Origin of the sequence: Streptomyces sp. NPDC088707 (assembly GCF_044752725.1) — a bacterium.
GTDB lineage: Bacteria > Actinomycetota > Actinomycetes > Streptomycetales > Streptomycetaceae > Streptomyces.
In genome coordinates, this window is the sequence record NZ_JBIVLV010000030.1 from 1 (window position 1) to 2755 (window position 2755).

2 protein-coding genes and 1 pseudogene are annotated in these 2755 nt (G+C 66.8%); all 3 read right to left on the reverse strand.

Annotated features, from left to right (window positions below):
• Window positions 1-1362 (reverse strand): annotated as a pseudogene (locus tag ACIP84_RS38685) (hypothetical protein); the annotation flags it as partial.
• Between the two features lie 104 nt (window positions 1363-1466).
• A complete protein-coding gene (locus ACIP84_RS38690; protein WP_401805093.1) occupies window positions 1467-1850 on the reverse strand; it encodes a hypothetical protein in 384 nt (127 codons plus the stop codon).
• Window positions 1847-2326: a YbaB/EbfC family nucleoid-associated protein gene (locus ACIP84_RS38695; RefSeq protein ID WP_401805096.1), complete on the reverse strand. Its 480-nt coding sequence runs from the start codon at window positions 2324-2326 to the stop codon at window positions 1847-1849. Before ACIP84_RS38695 ends, ACIP84_RS38690 begins: the two co-directional genes overlap by 4 nt.
• Between the last annotated feature and the right edge of the window lie 429 nt (window positions 2327-2755).

Below are 2755 nucleotides of genomic sequence, written 5' to 3' on the forward strand. Positions count from 1 at the left end.
GAGGTCTGTGGGGAGGGGGCCGTCGAGGGGGAGGCTGGTTGTCGAGTCGGTGGTGGTGGTGGTGGTGGTGGTGGTGGTGGTGGTGGGCGGGGTGGTGGTGGTGGTCGGGAGGCTGGTGAGGGGGAGGCTGCCCGGGAGGTCCGCGGGCCCGGCGAGGCTGCCGGGGAGGTCTGCGGGCCCGGCGAGGCTGCCGGGGAGGTCTGCGGGCGCAGTGCTGGTGTGGGTGTCGGGGGTGGCGGGGTGGGGGTCGGTGGTGCTGTAGGCGGGGGGTGCGGTGTAGGGGGGCGGGGGTTCGTTGTGAGGGTTTTGGTGTTCGCTGCTGCTGTAGGTGTTGTGGTGGGTGGTGGGGGGTGTGTAGGGGGGTGGGGTGTTGAGGTGGCCGGGGTGTGTTTCGGGGAGGGGGAGTTTGACGACGAAGTTCGTGTGGATTCCGAGACCGATGCCGGCTGCCATGCCGGCGAGGACGGCTTCCGCGAAGGCGCCGCCCATGGCGGGGCCGATGTCTTCGGGTTTGAAAACCCATTCATTCTCCCAGGCGCCGCGGTTGACGAAGCCGGCGATGGCCTCGCCGAGGCCTTCACCGGGGATGTGGCCGACCTCGGGCAGGATGTTGCTGATGAATTTGTTGTCGATGATGTTCTTGAAGACGCTCTTGAGCGCGCCGCCGATGGCATCGCCGATGACAGCGGAGAAGAGTCCGGCGAAGGCACCGAAGGTGATGGCCTTGGCGAGACCGGTGCCGTCGATGCCGTCGGGGCGTCGCTTGCCCTCGTTGAGGGTGAGCTGGGCGATCGACACGGCGAGGGACTGGAAGCCCTCGGAAACGGCCTCGGAGAGCGCGGGCAGGAAGTAGGTGGTCTGCAGCAGCCGCATCATGATGGAAAGAAGAGCGAGGCGGGTGCGGGCCTTTTCCAGAGCGATCTGCTGGAGCGAGAGACCACCGGTGAACGCGGCGAGGGACGTCCACAGCATGATGGAGATCGCCAGGCTGACAAGCTCGGCGACCTGGCTCCACTGGGCTTCCTGGACCTTCTGCGACTGCGTGATCTGGGAGTCGGACACATCACGCAGGAACCTGGCGAACTCGCCGAGCTGGTCGCTCTGGCCGTTCCGGCCGATCAGCCGGCCGACGGCCTCCTCGTAAGCCCTGACGACCTCCGGGGGCAGGCCGCCCCGGATCTTGTCCATGGCGCCGGACAGCTCCAGACGAAGCCCGTCAACGCCGTCCGCGGCATCCAGATACGGACTGTGGGTGGCGTAGGTCTGGTCGTAGTCGGCCAGAAGGAACTTCGTTCCCGCGATGAACTCGAGGAACTCCTTGGACTCTTCTCCGCCGAAATCGAGGTTCTTCGCCGCGTCCACGTCTCAAGCCCGCTGTCTCTCGATGATCCGTCATGTCATGTAAAGCAGAGTTGCCGGAACCGGCGGACACACCACATCCGCCGGTTCCGGGAACTCGTGAACGTCTAGCGCGACCCGCCGTCCCCGAAGTCATCGTCACGGCCCAGACGGCCGGCCATCGCGGAAATTTCGTCCTTGATTCCCGCCTGAGTACGGCCGATATGCCCGATCTCGTCGCCGTGGACCCGCGCGAGGGAGCCGAACATCTCGCCGAGACTGCCGAGGATCCCGATAACCGTCTCGTAGTTTCCGCTGTAAGGATGCCGGACCGCCGTCGCGTATTCATCGTCCGGTTCGTCGGTCGGATTGAACCAGCGTGCGAGAGGGGCAAGCGCTGACTCGAAATCCTCATGAAGCCGCTTGACCGTCACCTGGACGCCGAAGGCGGCGTCCACAGCCGAGGCCACCCTGACGACGTCTGCCGAATACGTTCCGCCGTAGGCGTTCATCGCTTCCCTCCACTGCCCTTGGCGGCCGGTTCGCCGTCCTCGTGGATCTCATCACGCAGCCGGGACCTGGCGGCCCTGGACACAGAGCCGCCCATGTCCGCCGCGCCCGCCGGCGGCCCGAAGAACCTCTCCAGACCGATCCGCTCCGGGTCCATCCCCGGAAGGCCGGCGAGACTGTCCGTCAGCGGCGTGTAGGCCTCCATGACACGCCTGGCCATCCGGCTCCGGGCGCCGTCGACGGCTTCCATCACCGACGACGCCAGCTGAGCCTCCGACATCGTGCGGTACCTGTTCTCCAGGAACCGAATCCTCTGCAGCTCGCCCCGCGGGCCCACCGTCACCTCCACACTGCGGTCCCGCGAACGGACCTTCGACACCGCACCACGCAACTCCTCCTCAACCTCAGCGATCCGGACCTCGGTCGCCTCCAGAGCAGCCCTTGCCTCTTCTACGCGGGCCTGTATCGAATCGTTCATCCGTCTCCTCACTCCCTGCCCAGCGCGGCCGGAGCCCCGCCGTCATCGGTACCCCACACATCGTCATCCTCCGTCACCCAGGAATCACGCTCACGATCCTGGCTCTGCGTCTGCTGCCCCCGAGGGACGCACGGTCATGCGGGGCAAGGTCTCCCCGCATGACCGTGATGACGGCCTCGATTCCTTGGCTGCACCGGATGTAGCCCAGGATGAAGGCGTTCCGTTGGGCAGGGTCCAGCCCCTCGAAGTCAGCGTTCATGAGGGCGGCGCCGTCCTCGACGAGGAAATCGCCGCGACCGACGCCAGATCGAGGGCCCGTTTCGCGACCACCCGTACGCCAGGGTCATCCTCAGCATGCCCGGAATCGGCCCCGTCCTCAGCACCGAGTTCATCGCCCACACAGCGGCGACATGGGCGGCCACGGCCGCT